General features: G+C 63.3%; 21 protein-coding genes. 5 read left to right on the plus strand and 16 right to left on the minus strand.

Annotation, left to right across the window (positions count from 1 at the left end; translation table 11 throughout):
- Nucleotides 1–62 precede the first annotated feature (62 nt).
- Together E7681_RS01085 and maiA are read right to left on the minus strand one after the other, a co-directional pair.
- A complete protein-coding gene (locus E7681_RS01085; protein WP_136337411.1) occupies nt 63–1,097 on the minus strand; it encodes a TRAP transporter substrate-binding protein in 1,035 nt (344 codons plus the stop codon).
- A gap of 96 nt (nt 1,098–1,193) precedes the next feature.
- Entirely contained in the window at nt 1,194–1,838 is a 645-nt protein-coding gene (gene maiA / locus E7681_RS01090; RefSeq protein ID WP_136337412.1) for a maleylacetoacetate isomerase, read from the minus strand.
- A gap of 274 nt (nt 1,839–2,112) precedes the next feature.
- On the opposite strand from maiA, the gene E7681_RS01095 reads away from it, so the two are divergent.
- Nucleotides 2,113–2,544 (plus strand): MarR family winged helix-turn-helix transcriptional regulator, encoded by a 432-nt coding sequence (locus tag E7681_RS01095; RefSeq protein WP_136337413.1) that lies wholly within the window; start codon nt 2,113–2,115, stop codon nt 2,542–2,544.
- 52 nt (nt 2,545–2,596) lie between these two features.
- On the opposite strand, the gene E7681_RS01100 is transcribed toward E7681_RS01095, so the two are convergent.
- The 4 genes from E7681_RS01100 to E7681_RS01115 all read right to left on the minus strand — a co-directional run bounded on the left by E7681_RS01100 (nt 2,597) and on the right by E7681_RS01115 (nt 6,218).
- Nucleotides 2,597–3,577 (minus strand): ABC transporter substrate-binding protein, encoded by a 981-nt coding sequence (locus tag E7681_RS01100; RefSeq protein WP_425471369.1) that lies wholly within the window; start codon nt 3,575–3,577, stop codon nt 2,597–2,599.
- A 68-nt stretch (nt 3,578–3,645) separates the two neighbouring features.
- A complete protein-coding gene (locus E7681_RS01105; protein ID WP_136337415.1) occupies nt 3,646–4,485 on the minus strand; it encodes an ABC transporter permease in 840 nt (279 codons plus the stop codon).
- Nucleotides 4,485–5,348: an ABC transporter permease gene (locus E7681_RS01110; RefSeq protein WP_136337416.1), complete on the minus strand. Its 864-nt coding sequence runs from the start codon at nt 5,346–5,348 to the stop codon at nt 4,485–4,487. The genes E7681_RS01105 and E7681_RS01110 overlap by 1 nt, the downstream gene beginning before the upstream one ends.
- Nucleotides 5,349–5,411: 63 nt before the next feature.
- Nucleotides 5,412–6,218 carry an ABC transporter ATP-binding protein gene (locus E7681_RS01115; protein WP_136337417.1) on the minus strand — a complete coding sequence of 269 codons (807 nt, stop codon included), beginning with the start codon at nt 6,216–6,218 and terminating at the stop codon, nt 5,412–5,414.
- 54 nt (nt 6,219–6,272) lie between these two features.
- Between E7681_RS01115 and E7681_RS01120 the strand changes: the two genes are divergently transcribed.
- Complete coding sequence (locus E7681_RS01120) at nt 6,273–6,683, plus strand: cupin domain-containing protein (protein ID WP_136337418.1); 411 nt, start codon at nt 6,273–6,275, stop codon at nt 6,681–6,683.
- A gap of 3 nt (nt 6,684–6,686) precedes the next feature.
- Here E7681_RS01120 and hydA read toward each other — a convergent pair whose 3' ends face one another.
- Genes hydA through E7681_RS01135 form a run of 3 tightly spaced genes read right to left on the minus strand, consistent with a single transcriptional unit; the run spans nt 6,687 to nt 9,758 of the window.
- Entirely contained in the window at nt 6,687–8,147 is a 1,461-nt protein-coding gene (hydA, locus tag E7681_RS01125; RefSeq protein WP_136337419.1) for a dihydropyrimidinase, read from the minus strand.
- Nucleotides 8,148–8,183: 36 nt separating this feature from the next.
- Complete coding sequence (locus tag E7681_RS01130; RefSeq protein WP_136337420.1) at nt 8,184–8,489, minus strand: hypothetical protein; 306 nt, start codon at nt 8,487–8,489, stop codon at nt 8,184–8,186.
- 18 nt (nt 8,490–8,507) lie between these two features.
- A complete protein-coding gene (locus tag E7681_RS01135; protein ID WP_136337421.1) occupies nt 8,508–9,758 on the minus strand; it encodes a Zn-dependent hydrolase in 1,251 nt (416 codons plus the stop codon).
- 208 nt (nt 9,759–9,966) lie between these two features.
- Here E7681_RS01135 and E7681_RS01140 point away from each other — a divergent pair, with 208 nt between their 5' ends.
- Nucleotides 9,967–10,593: a TetR family transcriptional regulator C-terminal domain-containing protein gene (locus tag E7681_RS01140; RefSeq protein ID WP_136337422.1), complete on the plus strand. Its 627-nt coding sequence runs from the start codon at nt 9,967–9,969 to the stop codon at nt 10,591–10,593.
- A 39-nt stretch (nt 10,594–10,632) separates the two neighbouring features.
- On the opposite strand, the gene preA is transcribed toward E7681_RS01140, so the two are convergent.
- Nucleotides 10,633–11,940 (minus strand): NAD-dependent dihydropyrimidine dehydrogenase subunit PreA, encoded by a 1,308-nt coding sequence (gene preA / locus E7681_RS01145; protein ID WP_136337423.1) that lies wholly within the window; start codon nt 11,938–11,940, stop codon nt 10,633–10,635.
- A 17-nt stretch (nt 11,941–11,957) separates the two neighbouring features.
- The gene (locus E7681_RS01150; protein ID WP_136337424.1) at nt 11,958–13,280 is read right to left on the minus strand and encodes an NAD(P)-dependent oxidoreductase; all 1,323 of its coding nucleotides are present in this window, start codon (nt 13,278–13,280) and stop codon (nt 11,958–11,960) included.
- Between the two features lie 189 nt (nt 13,281–13,469).
- Here E7681_RS01150 and E7681_RS01155 point away from each other — a divergent pair, with 189 nt between their 5' ends.
- Nucleotides 13,470–16,628, plus strand: coding sequence for a 2Fe-2S iron-sulfur cluster-binding protein (locus tag E7681_RS01155; protein ID WP_136337425.1), 3,159 nt, complete (start codon nt 13,470–13,472; stop codon nt 16,626–16,628).
- A 109-nt stretch (nt 16,629–16,737) separates the two neighbouring features.
- Nucleotides 16,738–17,292, plus strand: coding sequence for a TetR/AcrR family transcriptional regulator (locus tag E7681_RS01160; protein WP_136337426.1), 555 nt, complete (start codon nt 16,738–16,740; stop codon nt 17,290–17,292).
- Here the strand turns inward: E7681_RS01160 and recO are convergent.
- The 5 genes from recO to E7681_RS01185 are packed head-to-tail and all read right to left on the minus strand — an operon-like array spanning nt 17,260 to nt 22,146.
- Entirely contained in the window at nt 17,260–18,012 is a 753-nt protein-coding gene (gene recO / locus E7681_RS01165) for a DNA repair protein RecO (RefSeq protein WP_136337427.1), read from the minus strand. The genes E7681_RS01160 and recO overlap by 33 nt on opposite strands.
- A gap of 27 nt (nt 18,013–18,039) precedes the next feature.
- Nucleotides 18,040–18,372: a DUF1491 family protein gene (locus E7681_RS01170; RefSeq protein WP_136337428.1), complete on the minus strand. Its 333-nt coding sequence runs from the start codon at nt 18,370–18,372 to the stop codon at nt 18,040–18,042.
- Entirely contained in the window at nt 18,369–19,952 is a 1,584-nt protein-coding gene (locus tag E7681_RS01175; RefSeq protein ID WP_136337429.1) for an ABC transporter ATP-binding protein, read from the minus strand. Before E7681_RS01175 ends, E7681_RS01170 begins: the two co-directional genes overlap by 4 nt.
- Nucleotides 19,949–21,061, minus strand: a complete 1,113-nt coding sequence (locus E7681_RS01180; RefSeq protein ID WP_136337430.1) for an ABC transporter permease — start codon at nt 21,059–21,061, stop codon at nt 19,949–19,951. Before E7681_RS01180 ends, E7681_RS01175 begins: the two co-directional genes overlap by 4 nt.
- Nucleotides 21,061–22,146 carry a microcin C ABC transporter permease YejB gene (locus E7681_RS01185; protein WP_136337431.1) on the minus strand — a complete coding sequence of 362 codons (1,086 nt, stop codon included), beginning with the start codon at nt 22,144–22,146 and terminating at the stop codon, nt 21,061–21,063. Before E7681_RS01185 ends, E7681_RS01180 begins: the two co-directional genes overlap by 1 nt.
- Between the last annotated feature and the right edge of the window lie 5 nt (nt 22,147–22,151).

The raw sequence follows: 22,151 nt of genomic DNA on the forward strand, positions 1-22,151 counted from the left end.
ATGCGAGAGGTACGTAGAGACCACGGCAGGATACCCTGCCGTGGCCGCAAAGGCACCAGGCCTTAGTTCGAGTACTTGGCGATCAGGCCTTTTGCCTGATCCAGCAGCGCCGCGCCGTCCATGCCCTTGTCGGTCATTTCAGCGACCCACTTGGCTTCGACGCCTTTCGACGCTTCTTTCCAGACGGCGACCTGCTCGTCGTTCAGCACGACGATGTTGTTGCCACGGTCTTGGGCGATCTTCTTGGCGGGCTCGTCGGCGGCCTGCATGGTCTTGCCGGCCCATGCCGAAACGTCCGCACCCGAGTTCGCGTCGATCACGGCCTTCAGGTCGTCGGGCAGCGCGTCGTACTTGTCCTTGTTCATCGCGAAGATGAAGTTGGTGGTGTACAGCGATGCGTTGCCGAATTCGGTGTGGTTGGTCACCAGTTCCGAAACCTTCAGCGCGGCGGTCACTTCCCACGGAATGACGGTCGCGTCGATCACGCCTTTCGACAGCGCTTCGGGCACGGCCGGAACCGGCATGCCGATCGGGGTTGCGCCCAGGTCGGTGAACAGGATGTTGGTCACGCGGGTCGGGGCGCGCAGCTTGACGCCGTTCAGGTCAGCCGGTGCGGCAACCGGGTTCTTCGAGTGGATCAGGCCCGGGCCGTGCACCCACAGGGCGATCGGCTTGAAGGTCGAGTACTCGTTGTCGAACATGTTTGCTTCGGCATATTCCCAATACGCGCGGCTGGTGGCCTCGGCGTTGGTCATCATGAACGGCAGTTCGAACACTTCTGCCTTGGGGAAACGGCCGGGGGTGTAGCCCGCAACGGTCCACACGATGTCCGCGATGCCGTCTTCCAGCTGGCCGATCAGCTCTGGCGGCTTGCCGCCCAGCTGCATCGAGGGATAACGCTCGATCTTGATACGGCCCTTCGAGTCAGCCTCGATCTTGTCGGCCCAGACGTCCAGGATCTGCGCGGGCACGTTGGCTTGTGCCGGCAGGAACTGGTGCATCTTCAGGGTCACTTCCTGAGCGATAGCCGCCGCACCGGTGCCGGCCAGGATGGCCGCCGCCGCTGCCGTACGCAGAGCAGTCTTGAAAAGTTTCATTGTCTTACCTCCCGTGGTTAAGATTGTCGGCCCACCCTTAGGCAGGCAAACGCCGTTGTCCGCGCGTCGCCCCGTGTCAGTGCGGGGCGCCGTCGGTCATGCTTCGAAATCCGGCTGCGCCTTCGGATGTGCAGCAGCGAAAGCCGGATTTGATTGACATTGTTCATAAATCGCATTGATGCGCGTCAGATGCGAAATATCAACATTAAAACGTTCGGCCGAGAAAACCTGCGGCACCAGACAGATGTCTGCCAGCCCCGGTTCGTCGCCGAAACAATAGGCCGTCGCGTCGCCGCGCTTGGCCAGGATGTCCTCGCAGGCTTGCAGCCCGTCGCCCAGCCAGCGCGCCAGCCATGCGTTGACGGCATCCTCGCCCAGGCCCAGATCGCTGCGCAGGTATTGCAGTACGCGCAGGTTCTGTAGCGGGTGGATTTCGCAGGCGATGACCTGGGCAAACGCCCGGACCTGCGCGCGCAGGTCCTTGTCCGCCGGGATCAACCGTGCGCCACCGTATGTTTCATCCAGCCACTCGATGATCGCCAGCGACTGGTACAGCTCCTGCCCGTCGTCGGTGATCAGCGCCGGTACCAGCTTTTGCGGGTTCACGGCGGCGAAATCGGCGGATTTGTGTTTGCCGCTTTTCAGGTGCACGCTTTCGAAATCGTACTCCAGCCCCTTGAGGTTGAAGGCGATCCGGCAGCGGTAGGCCGAAGAGCTGCGGAAATATCCCAGAAAGCGCATTCGCTCAGGTCTCCATGGATTGGGGGGACGGTGATCCGAGGCTCATCCGACACAGCGACGCAAGGTCCGCCCGCAGACGGGTTGCGCAATTCGCGAAGCGGTGGCCAATTGGGTCAACACGGGTCCTCCTCCTCAGGATGTGTCGTGGTCCTCTATACGATATGTATTCATATCGTTATGGATCATGTCAATCTAGTTAACACGGAAACTGAAACAACGCTACACTTGACAAATCCGACCATACGGTCGGTAATAAGAAAAAACCAGAGGGAAAATGGCTGAATTTCACGATATGCCCGGGCACCTTGTCCGGCGTGCTCACCAGGTGGCGACGGCGCTGTTTCACGACCACATGACTCGTGAAGGCATTGATATCACACCGTTTCAATTCGCCGCCATGTCCGCGATCAAGTTGCAGCCGGGGTTGGATCAGGCCACCGTCGCGGCCTGGACGGCCTGCGATCGCGCCACGATCGGCGGGGTGGTCGATCGGTTGGTCGAAAAGGGATATGTCGCCCGATCCGTGTCCGAGAAGGACCGCCGCGCCCGGGTTCTGAACCTGACTGATTCGGGCCGCGCGACGCTGGAGCAGGTGGAAACCATTGCCCGCTCGATCCAGGACGAGATCACGATGGGCCTCGATGTCGAGGAGAAAGAGACCCTTGTCCGCCTGTTGAAACGGGTCAGCGAGAACCACCCCAAGTAACGCGAAAAGGCCGGCCCAGGGGGCCGGCCTTTCCGATTGGCGCCAACAGGGATCAGTTCAGCGCCTTGTCCGTGATCATGTGGGTCCAGGCCCCTTCGGGCGCTTTCGAGATCACCGGGTCCGAACCGCCCGACAGCAGCGACGCCACCGTGCGTTCGTAGTCGGCCGGGTCCAGCGCGCCGTTCGAGCCGGCGGTCAGCTTCGCCACTTCGCCCATCATGCGTTTCTGGTGTGCTTCGGTCTGTGCGCCCGAGGCATCGTTGTCCAGCACGATCATGGCCGCGTCATCGGGGTTTTCTTCGGCCCATTTCCAGCCCTTCATCGAGGCGCGGACGAATTTCACCATCTTCTCGACGAAGGCGGGGTCTTTCAGGTTGTCTTCCAGCACGTACATGCCGTCTTCCAGCGTGGCGACGCCCTGATCCTCGTACTTGAAGACCACCAGATCGTCCGGGGACAGGCCCGCGTCGATGATCTGCCAGTATTCGTTATAGGTCATGGTCGACACGCATGCCGCCTGGCCCTGCAGGATCGGATCGACGTTGAAGCCCTGCTTCAGCACCGTCACGCCATCCGCGCCACCCTCGGTCGAGTAGCCCAGCTTGCTCATCCAGCTCAGGAACGGGTATTCGTTGCCGAAGAACCAGACGCCCAGCGTCTTGCCCTTGAAGTCGGCGGGACTGGCCACGCCGGCATCCTTGCGGCAGGTCAGCATCATGCCCGACGATTTGAACGGCTGCGCGATGTTGACCAGCGCCAGGCCCTTCTCGCGCGAGGCCAGTGCGGACGGCATCCAGTCCAGCACCACATCGGCGCCACCACCCGCGATCACCTGCGCGGGGGCAATGTCAGGGCCGCCGGGCTTGATCGTCACGTCCAGCCCTTCCTCGGCATAGAACCCCTTGTCCAGCGCGACGTAATAGCCCGCGAACTGGGCCTGCGTGACCCATTTCAGCTGCAACGTCACCTGATCTGCGGCTGCTGCCATGCCGCCCCAAAGGGCCAGCGCGGCGACGCCCAGCGATTTCACCATGGTTTTCATGTTTCATACTCTCCTAGTTAGTCGTTGATTATTGGTTAAGCCGTTGTTGTTTTTATTGCTCAGCCTCGTTGCGACGGGTGCCAGAAGGTGACTGCCTTTTCCAGCAGAGCGACCCCGCCATAGAATGCGGACCCCACGATGGCGGCGACGACGATCTCGGCCCAGACCAGGTCCAGCGCCAATTGTCCCACACTCGTGGAAATCCGGAACCCCATCCCCCGGATCGGAGACCCGAAGAACTCTGCCACGATGGCACCGATCAGGGCCAGAGTCGTGGCAATTTTCAAGCCGTTAAAGATAAACGGCATCGCCGCGGGCAGGCGCAGCTTGCGCAGCGTCGTCCAATAGCCCGAGGCATAGGTGCGCATCAGATCCCGCTGCATGGCATCCGTGGCCTGCAGCCCCTCGACCGTGTTCACCAACATCGGGAAGAACACCATGACGACGACCACGGCGGCCTTGGACTGCCAGTCAAAGCCGAACCACATCACCAGGATCGGGGCCATGCCGATGATCGGCAGCGCGGCGACGAAGTTGCCCACCGGCAGCAGCCCGCGCCGCAGGAACGGAAAGCGGTCCACCACGACGGCCGTCAGGAACGCGGCCCCGCAGCCAAAGACATACCCGCTCAGCGCGCCTTTCAGCACGGTCTGAACGAAATCCTCCCACAGGATGCCGGTCGAGGCGACGAACCGCCCCGCGATCGCGCTGGGGGCCGGCAGCAGCACCGGCGAGATGCCAAACCCGCGCACGATGCTTTCCCAGATCAGCAGCAGCGTGATGCCGAACACCACCGGCACCGCCAGACCCGTGGCCCGGCTGCGCGGCAGGCGCGACAGCCACACGTTCAGGCCCCAGCCCAGCGCCCAAGCGATTACTCCGAAGACAATCCAGCCCATCACGCCATCCCCATCCGTTTCAGCGTCACCCGCTGGATCAGCCCGATGATCGCGACCAGACAGGCCGCAAGGGCCGCCGCCATGATCAGCGCGCTCCAGATCTGGATGGTCTGGCCATAGTACGAGCCCGCCAGCAGACGCGCGCCCAGCCCGGCCACGGCACCCGTCGGCAATTCACCCACGATGGCCCCCACCAGCGACGCCGCCATCGCGATCTTCAACGAGGCGAACAGGTACGGCATCGAGCTCGGCAGGCGCAGCTTCCAGAATTGCTGCGACGCAGTGGCGTTCCACGTCCGCATCTGGTCCAGCTGCATCATGTCCGGGCTGCGCAGCCCCTTCACCATGCCCACCACGACCGGGAAAAACGACAGGTACATCGAGATGATGGCCTTCGGCAGCAGGCCAGAAATCCCCACCGCGTTCAGCACCACGATGATCATCGGCGCAATCGCCAGGATCGGGATGGTCTGGGACGCGATCACCCACGGCATCACGCTCATGTCCATGACGCGGTTATAGACGATCCCCACCGCCAGCCCGATCCCCAGAACCGTGCCCAGCACGAAGCCCAGCAAGGTCGAGCTCAGCGTGATCCCCGAATGGAACACCAACGAGCGTTTCGAGGTGATCTTCTTCTCGACCGTCGTTTCCCAGATCTCGGCCGCCACCTGGTGCGGCGCGGGCAGTTTGGGTTTGTCCTGCGCCCATGTGTCGGCCACCAGCTCGCTGAACGACAGCTCGACCCCGGCGCGTTTGGCCTGATCCTTGGCCCAGGCCGCGTTCAGCACCACGGCCATCGCGTACCACAGCACAAAGATCGCGGCGACCACGGTCAGAACGGGTAGGAAGCTCTTTCTCATGTGCGCGTCCCCCGGCCGGATCGCGGCGTACGAAAACCGGCAAGAATCGTACAATCGGGATGGTTAATCATCATATGCATGCCCCGCACGCAGCCCCTCGCGGACGCGATGGGCGATCTCCAGAAACTCGGGCGTGTCGCGGATATCCAGCGGCCGTTCGCGTGGCAGAGTGCTTTCGATCACGTCGGTAATCCGCCCCGGACGCGGCGACATCACCACGATCCGCGTGCTCAGGTACACCGCCTCGGGGATCGAGTGCGTCACGAACCCGATCGTCTTGTTCGTCCGCGCCCAAAGCTGCAGCAGCTGTTCGTTCAGGTGATCGCGCACGATCTCGTCCAGCGCGCCAAAGGGTTCGTCCATCAGCAGGATGTCCGCATCGAACGCCAACGCCCGCGCAATCGAGGCCCGCTGCTGCATCCCGCCCGACAGCTGCCAGGGGAATTTCTTTTCAAAACCAGACAGTTCCACCAGATCCAGCACGCGTTTCACGCGCTCGTCCTGATCGGATTTGGTGTAGCCCATGATCTCTAGCGGCAGGCGGATGTTGCCGCCGATGGTGCGCCACGGATACAGGCCCGCATGTTGAAACACATAGCCATAAGCCCGCGTCTTGCGCGCCTCCTCGGGGCTGACACCGTTCACGGTGATGCTGCCTGCGGTGGGTTTTTCCAGATCCGCCATGACCCGCAGGAACGTGGTCTTGCCGCATCCCGACGGGCCGATGAAACTGACGAAATCGCCCTTGTTGATCTCCAGATTCACGTCCTTCAACGCGTGGACCGGCCCGTCATTCGTCTGGAATGTCAGGTTCAGCCCCTTGGCGCTGATCACTGGTGCGGCGGTTTCGTTTGCCTGCGCTGCCGTCATTGTGGTTCAATTCTCCTTGCGCCAAACCGGCGCCGTTCTTCTAAAGAGGCCGACATGGACACGTTCCGTCCCGGGACCTGCATCAAGCTCCGCCCTGGCCAGACCTATGCGGGCAAGCAGGGCTTCAACTATTTCAATGGCATAGCCAAGGAAACCACCGGATCGCAAGCCATCTGCATGCATCTGCTGACGGTTCCGCCCGGTGGCCGCGCCAAAGCTCATAAACACGCCACGCACGAGACCGCGATCTATGTTGTGTCCGGGTCCGCCATCATGTACTGGGGCGAAAACCTGGAACATTGCATGGAAACCAGCGCGGGCGATCTGATCTACATTCCTGCCGACGTGCCGCATTTGCCGATCAATACGGGCACCGAGCCGACCCAGGCTGTCATCGCCCGGACCGACCCGCATGAGCAGGAAAGCGTGGTCTTGCTTCCGCATCTGGATGCCCTCGTGCCCTGACCCTTAAATCCCTGCCGGGATGTTCATCGGATCGCGCTTGATCATCTTCGGCGCGGTCAGTTCCTTCCACTTCGACAGCGCCACGCTGGCCGAGTTGAACGCGGGCCGCGGGATGAACCGCCCCCGTCCCGGCTGCGGCTGGCTGTTCTGACCCCAGGCCCAGATCACCTCGCCCCGGTTCAGGGTGTAACGGGCTTGCGCCGTCACCTCGAAGCCCTCGAACACGTTGTAATCCAGCACCGAATGGTGGTTCGACGCGCTGATCGTCTTGCTGATCTTCGGATCCCACACCACGATATCGGCGTCGGCCCCCTCAACAATCGCCCCCTTGCGCGGATAGATGTTCAGGATCTTCGCCACGTTGGTCGAGGTCGCCGCGACAAACTCGTTCGGCGTCAGGCGGCCGGTCTCCACGCCCTCGGTCCACAGCACGGCCAGACGTTCCTCCAACCCGTTGGACCCGTTGGGAATCTTGGTGAAATCATTGATCCCCATACGTTTCTGCTTGGTCGAGAATGCGGCATGGTCCGTCGCCACCACCTGCAACGACCCGGACTGAAGCCCCGCCCACAGGCTGTTCTGGTGCTCCTTGTTCCGGAACGGAGGCGACATCACCCGGCGTGCGGCGTGGTCCCAATCCTTGTTGAAATACTCGCTTTCATCCAGCGTCAGGAACTGGATCAGCGGCTCGCCATAGACCCGCATCCCCTTCTGCCGCGCCCGCCGGATCGCCTCATGCGCCTGCTCACAGCTGACGTGCACGATGTACAGCGGCACACCCGCCGCATCGGCAATCGTGATCGCGCGGTTGGCGGCTTCGCCCTCGAACTCGGGCGGACGGGAATAGGCGTGCGCCTCGGGGCCGGTCTTGCCTTCGGACAGCAGTTTTTCCTGCATCGCCGCGACCAGATCGCCGTTTTCCGCGTGCACCATCGCCAGCGCGCCCAGCTCCTTGCAGCGCTTGAACGAGGCGAACATCTCGTCATCCTCGACCATCAGCGCGCCCTTGTAGGCCATGAAATGCTTGAACGAGTTCACGCCCATATCCACGGCGTCTTTCATCTCGTTGAAAACATTCTCGTTCCAGCCGGTAATCGCCATGTGATAGCCGACGTCCGAGCAGATCTGCGGCGCGGATTTCCGGTGCCATTCGTTGATCGCGTTCTTGATGCTGCCATCCTCGCCCGGCAGGCAGAAATCCACCACCATCGTGGTGCCGCCAACGGCCGCGGCCCAGGTGCCGGATTCAAACGTTTCCGCCGCCGTGGTGCCCATGAACGGCATCTCCAGATGCGTATGCGGGTCGATCCCGCCGGGGATCACATAGGCGCCTTCCGCGTCGATATATTCGTCGCCCTTCAGGTCCTCGCCGATCTGCTTGATGGTCTCGCCCTCGATCAGCACATCCGCCTTCCAGGTGCGGTCCGCGGTGCAGACCATGCCGCCCTTGATGACTTTGGTCATATCAAAACTCCCTGTCTTTTCTTGTGGTTGCCCGGATCACACCGACCCGAAACACCCAATCGCATCCCCATGCACCCCGATGTCGAGCGGCCCGAAGTCCGATTCAACACAGAGTGAAAAATACCCCGCCGTGGGCAGGAAAATGACCCGGTACATCCCGTTCGATCGCGTCACGTTCCAGCATTTCTGGGTGATCCCCCCGCTGAAATTGACGGTGACAAGGCGAGGTTCGACGACCGCCTTTTTGAAGTCCTCCAGCCGGGCCGCATCCATGCGATTGGCGGGATGATACCCCGCGATCGCCTTCGCCACCTCTGCCTTGACCTCGTCCTTTGTCACCACGCCGGGACCCTCCGGTCCTTAGTCCACGATCTGCGCTGTCTCCAGCACCGCGTGCAACAGCACATCCGCGCCCGCGGCCGCCCACTCCTTCGAGATGTCCTCGGCCTCGTTATGGCTCAGCCCGTCGACACAGGGGCACATCACCATCGCGGTGGGCGCGACCTGGTTGATCCAGCAGGCATCGTGCCCCGCGCCCGAGATGATGTCCCTGTGGCTGTAGCCCAGCCGCTCGGCCGCGTTGCGAATGGCCGACACACACCCCTCATCAAAGGCGACCGGATCGAATCCGCCCACCTTTTCAAACTCTACGCCCAGGCCCATCTCATCGCAAATCTTCTGCGCGCCTTCCTTCAGCCGCGCCTCCATATCCTGGATCACGGCCAGATCGGGGCTGCGGAAATCGACGGTGAACACCACCTTGCCCGGGATCACGTTGCGCGAGTTGGGATAGACGTCGATATGGCCCGCCGCCCCCACCGCGTGGGGTTTGTGCGACCAGGCGATCTCGTCCACCAGTTCCAGCACGCGGGCCATGCCCAGCCCGGCATTCTTGCGCATCGGCATCGGGGTCGAGCCGGTATGCGCGTCCTTGCCGGTGATCGTAACCTGAATCCAGCTCAGACCCTGGCCGTGGGTGACAACACCGATATCCTTGCCCTCGATCTCCAGAATCGGGCCCTGTTCGATGTGCAGCTCAAAGAACGCGTGCATCTTGCGCGCACCGACTTCTTCCTCGCCCTTCCAGCCGATCCGCTCCAGCTCATCTCCGAATTTCTTGCCCTTGGCATCGACCCGCCCGTAAGCCCAGTCCTGCGTATGCACCCCCGCGAACACACCCGAGGCCAGCATCGCCGGCGCGAACCGGGTGCCTTCCTCGTTGGTCCAGTTGGTGGCCACGATCGGGTGCTTGGTCTTGATCCCCAGATCGTTGAGCGAGCGGACGACTTCCAGCGCGCCCAGAACCCCCAGCACCCCGTCGTATTTCCCACCGGTCGGCTGCGTATCCAGGTGGCTACCCACGTAAACCGGCAGCGCATCCGGGTCTTCGCCCGGACGCATGGCGAACATGTTGCCCATCTGGTCCACACCCATCGAGCAGCCCGCGTCCTCGCACCATTTCTGGAACAATTTACGGCCCTCGCCATCGGCATCGGTCAGCGTCTGGCGGTTGTTCCCCCCCGCGACACCCGGCCCGATCTTGGCCATTTCCATCAGGCTGTCCCACAGACGGTCCGCATTGATTTTCAGATTTTCACCCGGCGCAGGCATTGGTCGTTCCTCGTCTCTTTCCCTGTCAGTCAAGAGTTTCGCGCCTGGCTGGAGAGCGGCGCCCTCTTGCTGCTTTTTTACCATTTGGTAAATTGACGATTGCCGCCCGCCCCGCATCTGTCAAGAAAACTCTTGGCTACCTCTCGCCACCGGATAGTCTAAAAGGGCTCACGATGAATTTTTCGTCAGTTTGTTGAAAGGGGCCTGAATGAGTGCCGAGAACGCCGCGCCAGCCAAGAAACCAAGCCGGATTCAATTGCGCAATCGCAAGAAGATCCTAGAGGCCGCACTGGACGTTTTCTCGCAGCATGGCTACCGCGGCGCGACCTTGGACCAGATCGCCGAACAGGCCGGCCTGAGCAAGCCGAACATCCTGTATTACTTCGACGGCAAAGAGGCGATCCACGTCACCTTGCTCAGCAAACTGATGGAAACCTGGCTGGACCCGCTGCACGAAATGGACCCGAACGGCGAACCGCTGGACGAGATCTGCGCCTATGTCCGCCGCAAGATCCGCATGAGCCGCCAGTTCCCCCGCGAAAGCCGTCTGTTCGCCAACGAAATCCTGCAAGGCGCGCCGCGCATGGCCCCGCATCTGGAAAGCGACCTGAAACCGCTGTTCGAGGAAAAATGCGCCGTGATCCGCGAGTGGATGAAGCAGGGCAAGATCAACAAGGTCGACCCGCGCCACCTGATCTTCTCGATCTGGGCCACCACCCAGCACTACGCCGATTTCGAGGCCCAGGTCACCGTCCTGACCCCCGGCGAAAAGGACATCATCAAGGGGGCGGAAAGCTATCTGGACACGCTGTTCCGAAACCTGCTGACGCCTTGATTTATAACGAAAAGCCCCGGCAGTGCCGGGGCTTTTGCGTTACTCCGCCGCGCAGGTGTTGCCGGGGTTGTTGGGGTGCTCCAGCCAGTTGCCGTATTCCGCCGGAACCTCTTTGCCGGTGCGCTGATCAACCTGACCGGGGGCGACCCGTTCCATGGTGATGCAGCCCTCGACCGGGCAGACGTTGACGCACAGGTTGCAGGCGACGCATTCCTCGTCCTTGACGCTGAACACGCGGTCTTCGGACATCGCAATCGCCTGGTGGCTGGTGTCTTCGCAGGCGGCGTAGCAGCGCCCGCACTTGATGCAATCCGCCTCGTTGATCTTGGCCTTGGTGATGTAGTTCAGGTTCAGATACTGCCAGTCGGTCACGTTCGGCACCGCACGGCCCACCAACTCGCTGGTCGAGGTCATGCCCTTGCGATCCATGTAGTCCGACAGGCCCGAGATCATCTCTTGCACCACCTTGAACCCGTAGGTCATCGCCGCCGTGCAGACCTGCACGTTGCCCGCGCCCAGGGTCATGAACTCGGCCGCGTCGCGCCACGTGGTGACGCCGCCGATGCCGCTGATCGGCAGGCCATGCGTCTCAGGATTACGCGCGATCTCGGCCACCATGTTCAGCGCGATCGGCTTCACCGCCGGCCCGCAATAGCCGCCATGCGTGCCCTTGCCATCAATCGTCGGTTCCGGCGCGAAATCGTCCAGATCGACCGAGGTGATCGAGTTGATCGTGTTGATCAAACTCACCGCATCCGCCCCGCCACGCTTGGCCGCCTCGGCGGGTTTGCGCACGTCGGTGATGTTCGGCGTCAGCTTGACGATGCAGGGCATTCGGCTGTGTTTCTTGACCCAGCGGGTGACCATCTCGATATATTCCGGCACCTGCCCAACAGCGGATCCCATGCCCCGTTCAGCCATCCCGTGCGGGCAGCCAAAGTTCAGCTCGACCCCGTCCGCCTCGGTGTCCTCGATGCGCTTCAGGATGTCGATCCAGCTATCCTCGTCACAGGGCACCATCAGCGAAATGATCAGCGCGCGGTCCGGGTAATCCCGCTTGACCGACTTGATTTCGCGCAGGTTCACCTCCAGCGGGCGGTCGGTGATCAGCTCGATATTGTTCAGGCCCAGCAGGCGGCGATCCGCCCCCCAGATCGCGCCGTAGCGCGGGCCGTTGACGTTCACCACCGGCGGCCCTTCGGAGCCCAGAGTCTTCCACACGACACCGCCCCATCCGGCCTCGAACGCGCGGCGGACGTTGTATTCCTTGTCCGTCGGCGGGGCCGAGGCCAGCCAGAACGGGTTGGGGGATTTGATCCCGATGAATTCACTTGCGAGATTGGCCATCTGCTTATCTCCCTCTCTTACGCCATCAACGAGGCGTGAATGTCTTCGGCGGCATCGCGCCCTTCGGCGACGGCGGTCACGGTCAGGTCATCCCCGCCGCTGGCGCAATCACCCCCGGCCCAGACGCCCGCCATGCTGGTGCGGCCCGCGCCCGTGACGGCAATCTTGCGGCCGTCCAGATCGGGCAGGTCGGTGCGGCCCAAAGTCTGGCCAATCGCCTTGAACACCTGATCGGCGGCCAGGCGGAAGGCATCGCCCGTCGGCTTCAGATCGTCGCCGGTATATTCGAACTCGATCTCGCGCACCGCGCCGTTACCGATCACCGCCTTGGGCGATGCGTTCGTAATAATGCGCACACCCTTGGAGGCCGCCAGATCCTGTTCAAACACGCTCGCATTCATGCGGTCACGCCCGCGGCGATAGACCAGCGTCACGTTCAGCGCGCCCAGCAGTTTCGCCTGCACAGCGGCGTCGATCGCGGTCATCCCGCCGCCGATCACCACTACGTCGCGCCCCACCGGCACCTTGGCCAGATCCGAGGCCTGACGCAGGTCCGCGATGAACTCCACCGCGTCCAGAACACCGTCCTTGTCCTCGCCTTCCACGTCCAGCGCATTCACCCCGGCCAGACCGATGCCCAGGAACACCGCGTCGTAATCGGCCTTCAGCTTCTCCAGACACAGGCCCGCGCCCAAGGCTTCGCCGTGCTTCACGGTGATCCCACCGATCTGCATCAGCCATTCGACCTCTTTCGCGGCAAAGCCCCCCACGGATTTGTACGAGGCAATCCCGTATTCGTTCAGACCGCCCGATTTGGGGCGCGGATCGTAGATCACGACCTCATGCCCCTTCATCGCCAGACGGTGCGCGCAGGACAGGCCCGCAGGCCCCGCGCCCAGAACGGCGATGCTCTTGCCGGTCGAGGCCGCACGGCTGAACGGATGCACGCCCGCCGCCATCAACGTGTCCGTCGCATAGCGTTGCAAGCGCCCGATCTGCACCGGCTCGCCCTCGGCGGTTTCACGCACGCAGGCTTCCTCGCACAGGGTTTCCGTTGGGCAGACCCGCGCGCACATCCCGCCCAGGATGTTCTGCGACAGGATGGTTTTCGCCGCCGCCTCGGGCGTGCCGGTGGCGATCTGCCGGATGAACAGCGGGATGTCGATGCTGGTCGGGCAGGCCGTCATGCACGGGGCATCATGGCAGAAATAGCAGCGATCCGCGGCGACATGCGCCTCGTGATCGTCCAGGACCGGGTGCAGGTCACTGAAATTTTCGGCATAGGCCTTTGCCGGCAGCCGCCCTGCGGCGATACCTGGCGTCAGGGTGTTCGGACTCATTCCAACCTCCGCTGTGCTTGGTGTTCTTTTTTGTCAAAGTATTTCACGGTTTCTTTTTTTATCAACTGGTAAAATTTGACCGCTTGAAAAAGTTTCGTGTTGCGGGTCTGATTGCCTTAAATTTCATCAAACACTGGCGCGGGGCTGCAATCGCCCCGTCAGACCGGTGTCAGAACAAAGGGGCGGGCCGTGACCAAGCTATTCTCGGACAAGCATCGGCCGGTCCATCTGGGGTGCTATCCGCTGGACCGGCTGACGCGTGAGGCCACCGCCGATCTGTCCAACCTGCCCCCGTTCCAGCCCGTCAGCTTTGCCCGCCCCGCCTCACCCGAAAGCATCGTCAACGCGATGGGCGAGTATCAGGCCATGCTGGACGCCATCCGCGAGGGGCATCAGGCGCGCCTCCGCTCGGACATCCCGGCCGACCCGCAGGAACGCGCCAACCACCTGAAAGCGTTCGCCTATTTCAACGACGCCAGCATGGTCGGCATCTGCCGCATTCCGCCTCAGGCCCGGTTGCAGACCCCGGTGCGTAACCCCGACATCCAGCGTCTGGCGACCGAACTGCAGACCCGCCAGACCCAAACGCTGGCCTCGGGGATCGACGTCATCATGGCCGAACTGAAAGAGGCGATGCAGGCCCCGCCCACGGATATCGACGGCCACAGCCACGCGCTGGTCCTGCTCTACGAATACCCGCGCGACCCCGACCGGGCAGAGCCCGGCACCGACTGGATCGCCGACGCGCAGGCGCATCGGGCCTGCCTGCGCGCCTCTGAAACCGCCGTTGTTCTGGCGAATTACCTGCGCCTGTTGGGCTGGCAGGCCCGCGCCCATAGCGGCAGCACCACCGACGTTCATCTGGGTGCTCTGGCGGTCGAGTCGGGTCTGGCATGGGTCCAAGACGGCCAACTGACTGCCCCGTGGATCGGCTCGCGCTTCGGTCTGGCCGTCGTCACCTGCGATCTGGATCTGGCCACTGACCGCCCCCTCACCCCTGGTCAGACGCCACCGCGCCGCCCCGCCCGCGCCCGCGATCCCTTTGCCAAGCGCCGCTTCACCGACGGCGCCCACCCGTTCGAACGGCTGAAACGCGTCCCCACCCCCACCACCTATATCGACGAGGCGCACGTCGCCCGCGTCCCCAAACGCACCGACATGTTCGCCCGCGCGCTGTTCGGCGACCTTGGCCAGCACGTTCAGGACAAGGCCAAGAACGGCCACTACGTCCGCAAATCCGCCCCCAGCATGGCGCAACGGCGCGCGCTTGGGGCCTTTACCGTGATCCAGAACGGCGTGCCCTCGCCGGGACCCCGCCCCACAGACCCCGCCCGCAATGCCGCCAATATCAAGGCCGCCTGCTATTTCCTGGGCGTCGATGCGGTGGGGCTGTCGCGTTGCCCGGACTGGGCGTGGTATTCCCACGACGCCACCGGCACCCCGATCAAACCGCCCCACGATCAGGCCATCAGCATCATCATCGACCAGGGCTATGAGACGATGGAGGGGGCCTCGGGCGACGACTGGATCAGCGTCGCGCAATCCATGCGCGCCTATCTGCGGTTCTCGTTGCTGGGCGGCGTGCTGGCCAAGCACCTGCGCAACCTCGGTTACAGCGCCAAGGCCCACACCGTGATGGACGGCGACGTTCTGCAACCGCCCCTGCTGCTGCTCTCTGGGCTGGGCGAGGTCAGCCGCATCGGCGAGGTCATCCTGAACCCCTATCTGGGGCCGCGCCTGAAATCCGGGGTCGTCACCACGGACATGCCCGTCGCGCATGACCGGCCCATCGACTTCGGCCTGCAAGCGTTCTGCGAGTCGTGCAACAAATGCGCGCGCGAATGCCCCTCGGGCGCGATCACCGCCGGGCCGAAGCTGATGTTCAACGGCTACGAGATCTGGAAATCCGACAGCCAGAAATGCGCCACCTACCGCATCACCACCCCCGGCGGCGCGATGTGCGGGCGCTGCATGAAAACCTGCCCGTGGAACCTTGAGGGGCTGTTCACGCAGGCCCCCTTCCGCTGGGCCGCGATGCATGTCCCCGCCGCCGCCCCCGTGCTGACGCGGCTGGACGATCTGGCGGGGAATGGCGGCCTGAACCCGGTCAAGACATGGTGGTGGGATCTGGAGCTATGCCCCGACGGCGCCTATCGCCCCACCCAGCACCCGGTGAACCGGCGCGGCCTGCAGACCGACCTGAAACTGCGGTACGAGGATCAGACCCTCGCCGTTTACCCCGCACCGCTGGCCCCGCCGCCCTGGCCCTATCCCTTTCCGATGGACCGAGAGGCCGGCATCGCCGCCTACCGCGCCCTGATCCCCGCCGCCGAATACCGCGCCCGTCTGGCCCGGGGCGATCTGTCGATGGTGCACCGCTACACGGTGCCCGGCGACGCGCCCCTGCTGCGGGTCGAAGTGACCAAGGCCGAGGTGATGACCCCCGAGATCACCAAGTACGAATTCGCCTCGCTTGACGGGCTGCCCCTGCCCGACTGGACCGCAGGCGCGCATCTGGACGTGCTGGTCGCCCCGGAATTCCTGCGCCAATACTCGATGTCCGGCGATCCGCAGGCCACCGACCGCTACCAGATCGGCGTCCTGCGCGAGGATGCCGGGCGCGGTGGCTCTGCCCTGATGCACCGGATTTTCCAGCCGGGGCGCAAGGTCTTTATCTCGCGCCCCATCAACCATTTCCACCTTGATGAGGCTGCCACCCGGACCTTCCTGATGGGCGGCGGTATCGGCATCACCCCGATGATCGCCTTTGCCCATCGCCTGCACGCGCTGGGGGCCGAGTTCCAGCTGCACTACTCCTGCTCCAGCCGCGCCAACGCGGGCTATCTGGCCGATCTGGCCGCCGCCCCCTGGGCCGACCGCGTGCACCTGCATTTCAGCGACGAAGGCACCCGCGCCGACCTGTCTGCGATCCTGAAGGGCTACACCCCCGGCTGGCACGTCTACACCTGCGGGCCGGATCGCTACATGTCCTCGGTCATCGACGCGGCCACCCTGGCCGGTTTCCCCGACGACGCCCGCCACCTGGAATACTTCAACCCGCCCGAGCAGCCGGAGTACGAAAACCACCCCTTCCGCCTGCGCCTGCGCGATGGCCGCGAACTGACCGTCCCCGCGGACCAAACCGCCGCCGATGTGCTGGTGCAGAACGGCATCCGCGTCGACATCAAATGTGCCGACGGAATCTGCGGCGTCTGCAAGTGCGGCGTCCTGTCCGGCAAGGTCGAGCACCGCGATTTCGTCCTGTCCAACGCGCAGCGCCAGCACGCCATGATCCTGTGCCAATCGCGCGCCGCTGACCCGGACGGAGTGCTGGAAATCGACCTCTAGGCGGGGTGACGCCGGGGAATCAGGCAGGATTGTCACGCTTGCAGCGACAAAAGAGCCGCAAGCTTTTTCTGCGTTTGCGAAATGAATTGACCTCGCGTATCCCGATCCCATGACCAAGAAGACGCGCCTGAACCAGACCGACTGGCTGCTTGCCGGTTTCGCCGCCCTCGCCGAGGACGGCCCCGAGGCGTTGAAAGCCGAACCTCTGGCGCGCCGTCTGGGCACCACCAAGGGCTCGTTCTACTGGCATTTCGCGGATGTCCCCGCCTATCACGCGGCCATGCTGGACCTGTGGGCCGAACAGGCCACCAGCCACATCCCCGCCGCGCTCGAGGCTGAACCGACCCCCGTCGCCAAGCTGCGCCGCCTGTCCCAGATCATCGCGACGCACCGCAGCGAGTCGCTGGGCGGGGTCAAGCTGGACGCCGCCATCCGCGCCTGGTCGCGCGCCAATCCGGTCGTCGCGGAACGTCTGGCCTCTGTCGACGGCCAGCGTCTGGGTTTCCTGGAAACCCTGCTGAACGAAACTGGCATCACCAACCCGGAATGGGCGCGCATCATCTATGCCGCCGATATCGGGATGGAGGATCTGTCGGCCCGCGATTCCAACGACAACACCAGTGCCATGGGCTCACTGGTCGATCTGGTCCTCGCCCTGCGCTAAGCGCCGCCGCACCAGATCGACAAAGCGTTGCCGCGCTTCGGGCAGCGGTTTGTGCCCCAGTTCCGGCGCCATCTTGTTCATCAGAAAATGTCCCGTCGTACGCAGCCCGTCCGCGATCTCCGCATCCGTCGCGCCCCCCTGCCCCAGCAGGCACGGCGGCAGCGGCAGCAACCTGTCCGCCCATTCCCCAGCGCCCAGCCGCGACACCGCGCGCCCGGTCTTGGGCGACACATAGACCAGATCGTCCCGGCTGCCCGTGACCGCGCATTTGCGCAGGTCCAAGCCATAGCCCAGCTCCTCCAGCAGGGCCATTTCCCATTTCAGATAGGCAAAGGGCCAGATCTGCACCTCGTCCAGGATGTCCAGCAGCGCCTCGGTCCGCAGGTAAAGCGAGTGATGGTCCTCGCGCTCGGGCAGCAGGAACATCAGCAGCGCCGCCACCGCGTTCAGCCCGGCCAGCGACAGCCGGTCCCCCAGCGCCATCGCGGATCGGCTGCGCACCGGCTCCACCGTATAGCTGCCGATATGGTCGTCCAACCGCGCCCGCCATGTCAGGTCCAGCTGCGCGCCGGGTTGCAGGATCGGAGCAATCTTGCGGCTGGTCGCGCCGCGCATCACGCCCAAATGGCGGCCGCGCTCGCGCGTGAACACGTCAAGAATGGCCGAGGTTTCCCCGTGCCGCCGCACACCCAGCAAAATGCCCTGATCCCGCCATTCCATGCCGACACTATCGCCCCGCGCGGCTGCTTATTCCAGCCCCGGCTCGTCCAGCAGATGGCGGCCGTCGCGGTCCTCGACCTCGATCACCCACAGGTCCGGATCGAACCCGCGCTGCCGCCGGATCGCCGCGTCCACGTCCACCTCGGGTCCGCGCGTCAGCTCGACCCATTTGCGATCGCCGGTCATCAGATCGAACGAGCGGTGATACGCCACCGCCTGCCCATCCAGCGTGTTCAGCTTCACCAGAACCGCCCCCGCCGTGTCATCGCCATGGGCCACGACGAAGGCGGGAATCGCGTACAATTTCAGCCGATTTCTGTACGCATCCACCCAGAAACGAGACGTTAACCGAGCGTTCATGACAGCTCTGCCGCGGCCAGCAGCTCGCGCGTGTAGTCGGTTTGCGGGTTGGCAAACACGTCTGCGGCCAGCCCCGATTCCACCACATCACCGTGGCGCATGACGATCATCTTGTGGCTCATCGCGCGCACGACGTTCAGATCATGGCTGATGAACAGGTAGGCCAGCCCGTATTTCACCTGCAAATCCCGAAGCAAATCAACGATTTGCACCTGAACGGTCATGTCCAGCGCGCTGGTGGGTTCATCCAGCACCACCAGCCGGGGCCGCAGCACCATGGCCCGCGCGATGGCAATCCTTTGGCGTTGACCGCCCGAGAATTCATGCGGATAGCGGTGCATCGTGGCCGGGTCGAGGCCGACCTCCTCCATCACTTCCGCCACCAGATCCCGCGTCGAGCGCCCCGTATCAATCCGATGAACGCCCAAACCTTCCGAGATAATCTGCTCGCACGTCATCCGCGGCGACAGGCTGCCGAACGGGTCCTGGAACACGATCTGCATGTCCTTGCGCAGCGCGCGCAGCTCGGAGGTGGACCATTTTCGCACGTCTTGTCCGTCGAAATTGATGCCCCCGTCGGACCCGATCAGCCGCATCACCGCCAGCGCCAGCGTCGTCTTGCCCGAGCCGGATTCCCCAACGATCCCAAGGGTTTCCCCGGCACGCACGTTGATCGTCGCCTCGTTAACGGCCTTCACATGGCCGACCACTTTCTTGAAGAACCCGCGCTGGATCGGGAACCAGACACGCAGCTTGTCGGTGCGGATCAGCTCTTTCGCGCCCTCTGGCACCGGGGCGGGCTGACCGACCGCGCGAGCCGACAGCAGTTTGCGCGTGTAGGGGTGTTGCGGGTTTGCGAAAATCTCGGCCGTGGGGCCGGTTTCCACGATCTCGCCGTCCTTCATGACGCAGACCTTGTCGGCGATACGCTTCACGATCCCCAGATCGTGGGTGATGAACAGCAGGCCCATGTCCTCGCTGGCTTTCAACTCGGCCAGCAGCTCCAGAATCTGAGCCTGAATGGTCACGTCCAGCGCCGTTGTCGGCTCGTCCGCGATCAGGATGTCGGGCTTGTTGGCCAGCGCCATCGCGATCATCACCCGCTGCCGCTGCCCACCGGACAGCTGGTGCGGATAGGCGCCCAGTCGGCTTTCGGCGTCGCGGATTCCGACCTTTTCCAGCAGCTCCAGAATGCGGGCACGGGCGGCGTCACCGGCCAGGCCCTGGTGCAGCGCGATGCTTTCCGTCAGCTGTTTTTCGATTGTGTGCAAGGGGTTAAGGCTGGTCATCGGCTCTTGGAAGATAAAGCTGATGTCATTGCCCCGCACCTTGCGCAGATCGCGCTCGGGCGCGCCGATCATCTGTTGGCCGTCATAGGTGACCGAGCCGCCCAGCTGCGCCGCCTCGCCCAGAAGGGACACGGTGGACAGCGCCGTCACCGATTTGCCCGAGCCGCTTTCACCCACCAGCGCCACGGTTTCCCCGCGATCCACCGAGAAACTGACGCCCTTGACCGCCATATGCGTCTTGCCGTCCTGCCGGAACGAAACCGTTAGATCCTTGACCTCAAGAATGCTCATTGAAACGTCTTTCTGGGGTCAAACGCGTCGCGGACGCCCTCGAAGATGAAGACCAGCAGCGACAGCATCACCGCGAAGACGGTGAAGGCCGTGAAGGCCAGCCAGGGCGCTTGCAGGTTCTGTTTGGCTTGCAGCGTCAGTTCACCCAGTGACGGGGCCGAGGACGGCAGGCCGAAGCCCAGAAAATCCAACGACGCCAACGTGGCAATGGTGCCGGTGACGATAAAGGGCAGCATGGTCACTGTCGCCACCATCGCGTTGGGCAGCATGTGGCGGAACATGATGACCGTGTTCGACACGCCCAAGGCCTTGGCCGCGCGGACATATTCCAGGTTACGGGCACGCAGAAACTCGGCCCGCACCACGCCCACAAGCGAGGTCCAGCCGAACAGAACCGTGATGAACACCAGCAGCCAGAAACTGCGCCCCAGCACCGCGAACAGGATGATGATGACGTAAAGCGATGGGGTAGAACCCCAAATCTCGATCACCCGTTGGAAAATCAGGTCAAGCCAGCCGCCGAAATAGCCCTGCAAGGCGCCCGCCACAACGCCGACGACCGAGGCCAGCGTCGTCACGATCAGCGTGAAAAGGATCGACAGGCGGAAGCCATAGATCACGCGTGCCACCACGTCGCGCTTGGTGTCGTCGGTGCCCAGCCAGTTCTGCGCGTTGGGCGACAGCGGCGCGGCACCAGGGCGGTCCACGGTGGTGTCGTAGGAGTAGGGGATCGGCGGCCACAGCAGCCAGCCTTGGTGGAACGCCTCGACCGCGTCGCCATAATTGCCCGCGTCGATCGAGTCGATGATCCCCTCGGGGTCGTCGAAACAGTCCTCGACCCCGCCGGATTTGATCAGGCAGCGCACCTCGGGGTCGCGATAGGCGGCCTCGGTCTGGAAATCGCCGCCGAATTGCGTCTCGGGGTAGAAGTTGAAGATCGGCGTGAAATATTCGCCCCGGTATTTCACCAGGATGGGTTTGTCGTTGGCGATGAACTCGGCGAACAGCGACAGGCCGAACAAGATCACGAACAGCACCAACGACCAAAAGGCACGGCGGTTGCGTTTGAAGTTGTTCCAGCGGCGCTGGTTGAGCGGCGACAGGGCCATCAGCCTTCCCTCCGTTCGAAATCAATCCGCGGGTCGACGACCACGTACATCAGGTCCGACAGGATGCCCACGACCAGCCCGATCAGGCCAAAGATGAACAGCGTGCCAAAGATCACCGGGTAATCGCGGGCCACGGCGGCCTCGAACCCCAGTCGGCCCAGCCCGTCGAGGCTGAAGATCGTCTCGATGATCAGCGAGCCGCCAAAGAACACGCCGATGAACACCGCCGGGAAACCTGCGATCACGATCAGCATGGCATTGCGGAAAACGTGACCGTACAGCACGCGGCTTTCCGACAGGCCCTTGGCGCGGGCGGTCATCACGTAGTGTTTCTTGATCTCGTCCAGGAACGAGTTCTTCGTCAGCAGCGTCAGCGTCGCAAAGGCCGAGATGGTCGAGGCGATCACCGGCAGCGCGATGTGCCAGAAGTAATCGCCAATCTTGCCCAGCCAGGACAGTTGATCCCAGTTGTCGCTGGTCAGGCCGCGCAAGGGGAAGATTTGCCAGTATGACCCGCCCGCCAGCAGCACCAGCAGCAGGATCGCGAACAAGAAACCCGGAATCGCATAGGCGACGATGATCAGCCCGCTGGTCCATGTGTCAAAGCTGGTGCCGTCCTTGACCGCCTTGCGAATGCCCAGCGGAATCGAGACAAAATAGGCGATCAGCGTCGACCACAGTCCCAGCGTGATCGAGACCGGCATCTTCTCCAGCACCAGGTCGATCACACCGATCTTGCGAAAGTAACTCTCGCCGAAATCCAGCCGCATGTAGTTCCAGATCATGTTCAGGAACCGCTCCAGCGGTGGCTTGTCAAAGCCGAATTCCTTTTCCAGCTGGGCGATGAACTCGGGCGGCAAGCCACGCGCGCCGATATATTGCTCGTCGCCCGAGGGCATGGCGCTGCCCGCATCCTCGCCCGATCCGGCAAAACCCTGAAACACGTCGCCCTGCCCTTGCATCTGGGCGATGACTTGCTCGATCGGGCCGCCCGGCACGAACTGCACCAACGCGAAGTTGATGATCATGATGCCGATCAATGTGGGGATGATCAGCAGAAATCGTCGTAGAATATAAGCGCCCATGCGCG

Origin of the sequence: Thalassobius vesicularis, assembly GCF_004799325.1 — a bacterium.
GTDB classification, from domain to species: Bacteria; Pseudomonadota; Alphaproteobacteria; order Rhodobacterales; family Rhodobacteraceae; genus Thalassobius; species Thalassobius vesicularis.